Genomic DNA, 4337 nt, shown 5'->3' with positions numbered 1-4337 from the left:
CGGAGCCCGAAAAGGAGGAGGACATCCTCAGTGGGGACCTGTCAGAGCGGATCGAGGAGGCATCGAGCCAATCGGACGAGCCCACCTCCATCCGGCACCGACGGGCGCGGGACCAGTTCGTCGGCGTGGTGCAGTCGGCCGTGCAGGAGCATTGGCTGGTACCGCCGGCTCTCGCGGACCGGGAGGACCTGCAGGCCACGGTGCGCGTGTCGCTGACCCCTGACGGGGAGCTGGCGGCGCCCCCCAAGGTGGTGGCCTCCAACGGCCCGGGCCACTTCAACAGCTCCGTGGTGCGGGCGGTGGAGAAGGCGGCGCCCTTCTCCATGCCCGACGGCCCGACCCGCTACTTTCAGGAATTCGAGCTCAATTTCAGCCCGGACATGGCCCAATGAACCGCAAGTTACCCGCCATCGCAGCCCTGGCCCTGCTGGTCCTCTTGAGCCGGCCGGCCGAGGCCATCCTTTCCATTGACATCACCGAGGGGGTCCGCGACCCCCTCCCCATCGCCCTGGTGGATTTCTCCTGGGAGGGGGATGACGATCGGCCCTTCGATGTAGGGAAAGTGATTGGGCAGGATCTGCGCCGCTCCGGAATGTTTCGGATGATCGACCCCGAGGCCTTCCTCAGTCGCCCCCACCGCCAAGGGGACGTGGAGTACAAGGACTGGCGTCTGGTGGGCGCCGATGCCCTTGCCATCGGCCGCATGTCCCCGGCCGGGGACGGTCAGGTGGAGGTCCGCTTCCGGCTCTTCGATGTCTACGCTCAGGAACAGATCGCAGGGATGCGCTACCGGGTACGGCCGGAGGGCCTGCGCGGGGTGGCCCACCGCATCGCCGATGCCATTCACGAAGAGCTCGTGGGCTGGCCCGGCTCCTTCGCCACGCGTATCGCCTACGTGGAAAAGGGAGAGGACGGCTTCCAGCTCATGGTGTCCGACGCCGACGGCGCCCGGTCACGGCAGGTCCTTACCAGCTCAGATCCCATCATGTCCCCCGCCTGGTCCAGGGATGGTGAGAAGCTGGTGTACGTCTCCTTCGAGGAACAGGGCTCCGTGGTCTACATGCAGGACCTGGATTCCGGCAAACGCTCTACCATCGCCTCCTTCGACGGGATCAACTCCTCGCCCGCCTTCTCCCCGGACGGAACGCGTCTAGCCCTGACTTTGTCCCGGGACGGGAACTCGGAGATCTACGTCTTCGACCTGCTGGACCGCGAGCTCACCCGGGTGACCCGGCACTGGGCCATCGACACCGAGCCCACTTGGTCGCCCGACGGGGAAAGCCTTATCTTCACCTCGGATCGGGGCGGCAGCCCCCAGCTGTACCGGACGCCGGTGAAGGGCGGCGACGTGGAGCGCCTGACCTTCGAGGGGAAGTACAACGCGGCGCCCACTTGGTCTCCCGATGGAAAACGGGTAGCCTTCGTCCACGGCGACGGCAACGAGCTCGCCGTGGCCGTGATGGAGCTCAATGGGGACGGCGAAATACGCACCCTGACCCCGATGGGGCAGAACGAATCGCCGAACTTCGCCCCCAACAGCCGCACGATCCTGTACGCCACGCGAGGCGAGGATGGGGCCGGAGAGCTTGGAACCGTATCTGTTGATGGCAACGTTCATCAGCGTCTCAAGCCCGAGAACGCCGGGGATATCCGGGAGCCGGCCTGGGCCCCGCAGTAACCATAACCGGCACGATAGGAGCGCTTGATGCCCAAAAAAGGTGGGATCATCGAATGGATGGGCCTGGCGGCCCTGATGTTGGCCCTGGCCGGCTGCGCCAGCACCGGCGAGCAGGATCCGGAGGGCGGACCGGCGGAGGGCGCCGAGGCCGCCGAGGAAGCGGAGTCGGAGGAAGGCGCCGCGGGGGCCGAGGCCCAAGGCCTGGAAGGCGACACCGTGGAGGATGGCGAGGCCCTGGAGGCCGAGGAGCGGGGGGCGGAGGAGGAAGAGGCCTCCAAGCCGGACCAGAAGCGGGTCTTCTTCGCCTTCGACAGCTCCGAGCTCGACGATGAGGCCCGGGAAGTGCTGCGCGAGCACGCCAAGTATCTCAAGGCCAATGGTGATATCGAAGTGGCCCTGGAGGGGCACACCGACGAGCGGGGCAGCCGGGATTACAACCTCGCCCTCGGCGAGCGACGGGCCGAGTCCGTGAAGCGCCTTCTGGTGGTTCAAGGCGTGAGCTCCGACCGCCTGGAGGTGAACAGCTTCGGTGAGGAACGCCCTATGGCGGAGGGCAGTGATGAAGACGCCTACGCCAAGAACCGCCGTGTGCGCCTTCGCTACGATCAGTAGGGGGAGAGCCACGTGAAACTGGTGCGCCTGGCCACCGTGATGACGGTGGCCGCCACCCTTGCAGGGTGTCTGCCGCCACCGCCGGGATCGGCCGGTGACGGGCAGAATCCCCAGGCCAAGCTGGAGGAGCGGGTGGCGGCCATGGAGGAGGAGCTGGCGGAGCTCCGCGAGTCCCAGGAGCGGTCCGGCGACTCCGGCATGCAGGAGGGCGTGGAGGCCCTGTCCCTGGATGTGGAGGAGCTCCGCAGCAATATCCGAACCCATCAGGGGGACATGGAGGTCCTCCAGCACCGGGTGGAGCGCCTGGACAAACGGCAGCGCCGCCTCTACGAGGACATCGACACACGCCTCCGCCGCCTGGAGCAGGACTCGGAGGACGAGGCCGGCGCGGCAGAGGATGGGCAGGACGAGGAAGACCGGGAAGACGGGAAAGACCGGGAAGACCGGGAAGACGGGAAAGACCGGGAAGATGGGAAAGACCGGGAAGACGGGGAAGACCGGGAGGCCGCCTCCGCGGAGGAGGCCTACCAGAAGGCCTTCTCCAAGGTTCAGGAGAACGCCTACCAGGAGGCGGTGGATGGCTTCCAGCGCTTCCTGGAGGAGTACCCCGACAGCGACTTGGCTTCCAATGCCCAGTACTGGCTGGGCGAGTCCCACTACGTGCTCCGAGAATTCGAGCGCGCCCTCAAGGAGTTCAACCGGGTCCTGAAGGAGCACCCTGATAGTGAGAAGGCCCCCGCGGCCCTGCTCAAGATCGGGTATTCCTTCTACGAGCTGGGCGACATGGACGGCGCCCGGGAGGCCCTGAGCCGGGTCCGGGAGCGCTTCCCCGACTCCTCCGAAGCCCGCCTGGCCCGCCAGCGGCTCAACCGCATGGAGGAGGACTCCTCCTAGGGGCGGCCGCGCCGTGCCGCCCAGACCGGGCGGCACCCAGTACCTCAGGGCCCGGCCTGTTGCTGCCTGCCGGGCCCGGAAGACCGCCCGGGGCAGTTCGGCATCCTCGGAGGGAGCGCGCCATGATCAAGGTTCTGTACTTCGCCGCGGTTCGGGAGCAGCTGGGCCGAACGGAGGAACAGGTCCCGGCGGAAGGGCTGCAGACGGTCGGGGACCTCCTGGCCCATCTGCAGAAGCTTGGGGGCCGCCACGCGGAGGTTCTGGCCCCGGAACGTCGGGTGCTGGTGGCGGTCAATCAAGAATATGCCGATGCGAACCGTCCCCTGGCCGACGGGGATGAAGTGGCCCTGTTCCCACCCGTGACCGGGGGCTGACACCGAGGTCCCTCCCATGTCCGCTGCGCTCCCGGAGCTTCCCGCTCCCGGCCCCCTGGTGGCCCTCGCCGGGGCCGCCGACGCCACGTCCGTGGCCGTCCTCCTGGACGACACCCTCCACCACCGCTATCGGGAGGGCGTGGCCCAGCACTCTCTCCACCTCCTGCCACTGCTCGACGACCTCCTGCGGGACCTGGGTCTGGGCCGTCGGGATCTGCGCGCGGTAGCCTTCGCCCGGGGGCCGGGACCGTTTACCGCCGGCCGCATCGTGGTGGCCACGGCCCAGGGTCTGGGGCTGGGTCTGCACCTGCCCCTGCTCTCGGTGTCCAGCCTGGCCGCGGCGGCCTGGGCCAGTGGCCGGGAACGGGCCGCCGTGGCCCTGGAGGCGGGTCAAGGGGAGGTGTACTGGGGGCTGTACCAGCGCGGCGCCCGGGGGGTGGACCCCGTGGGGGAGGAACGGGCGCTCGCCCCGGAGGCGGCGGAGCTTCCCGCGGGGGAGAGTCCGTGGTGGGGCGTGGGAAGCGGCTGGCGGGCCCACTACGATGTCCTGTCCCGCCGCTGCGGCCACGCCCTGGCGGGAACGGACGCGGAAATCCCGGTACGGGCCGATGCCGTGGCCGCCCTGGCTGTGGAGCCGTGGCACGCGGGCCGGGTTCTGGCGCCCGCCGAGGCCGTGCCCACCTACCTGCGGGCCTCCTACGCGGAGGCGCCTTCCCGCCCCTGAGCACCGGCGCGGGCCGGGCCCGCGCCGAAGCGCCTTCTAGGTGCCCTGGGAATCG

Annotated in this window: 6 protein-coding genes; all 6 read left to right on the top strand. The window is 69.0% G+C overall.

The genetic code is table 11. From position 1 onward, the window contains the following. A partial coding sequence (locus ACLFRB_RS11555; protein ID WP_411069164.1) for an energy transducer TonB occupies positions 1-392 on the top strand: 392 nt, incomplete at its 5' end. After that, positions 389-1678 (top strand): Tol-Pal system beta propeller repeat protein TolB, encoded by a 1290-nt coding sequence (gene tolB, locus ACLFRB_RS11550; RefSeq protein ID WP_411069163.1) that lies wholly within the window; start codon positions 389-391, stop codon positions 1676-1678. The genes ACLFRB_RS11555 and tolB, both read left to right, overlap by 4 nt. Before the next feature lie 27 nt (positions 1679-1705). After that, on the top strand, positions 1706-2290 hold the full coding sequence (gene pal, locus ACLFRB_RS11545; RefSeq protein WP_411069162.1) for a peptidoglycan-associated lipoprotein Pal: 585 nt from the start codon (positions 1706-1708) through the stop codon (positions 2288-2290). A 12-nt stretch (positions 2291-2302) separates the two neighbouring features. Further along, positions 2303-3184, top strand: a complete 882-nt coding sequence (gene ybgF, locus ACLFRB_RS11540; protein WP_411069161.1) for a tol-pal system protein YbgF — start codon at positions 2303-2305, stop codon at positions 3182-3184. Between the two features lie 122 nt (positions 3185-3306). After that, the gene (moaD, locus tag ACLFRB_RS11535; protein WP_411069160.1) at positions 3307-3558 is read left to right on the top strand and encodes a molybdopterin converting factor subunit 1; all 252 of its coding nucleotides are present in this window, start codon (positions 3307-3309) and stop codon (positions 3556-3558) included. Positions 3559-3574: 16 nt separating this feature from the next. Further along, positions 3575-4282, top strand: a complete 708-nt coding sequence (gene tsaB / locus ACLFRB_RS11530) for a tRNA (adenosine(37)-N6)-threonylcarbamoyltransferase complex dimerization subunit type 1 TsaB (RefSeq protein ID WP_411069159.1) — start codon at positions 3575-3577, stop codon at positions 4280-4282. Positions 4283-4337: the final 55 nt, after the last annotated feature.

The organism is Thiohalorhabdus sp., from assembly GCF_046545655.1.
GTDB lineage: Bacteria > Pseudomonadota > Gammaproteobacteria > Thiohalorhabdales > Thiohalorhabdaceae > Thiohalorhabdus.
The sequence above is the reverse complement of the archived record's forward strand: the minus strand, read 5'-3'. Positions and strand labels throughout refer to the sequence as shown.

What these genes read in the sequence shown, in the direction of transcription:
- tolB (WP_411069163.1), top strand. Translation starts at nt 389, where the DNA reads ATGAACCGCAAGTTACCCGCCATCGCAGCCCTGGCCCTGCTGGTCCTC.
- tsaB (WP_411069159.1), top strand. Translation starts at nt 3,575, where the DNA reads ATGTCCGCTGCGCTCCCGGAGCTTCCCGCTCCCGGCCCCCTGGTGGCC.
- pal (WP_411069162.1), top strand. Translation starts at nt 1,706, where the DNA reads ATGCCCAAAAAAGGTGGGATCATCGAATGGATGGGCCTGGCGGCCCTG.
- moaD (WP_411069160.1), top strand. Translation starts at nt 3,307, where the DNA reads ATGATCAAGGTTCTGTACTTCGCCGCGGTTCGGGAGCAGCTGGGCCGA.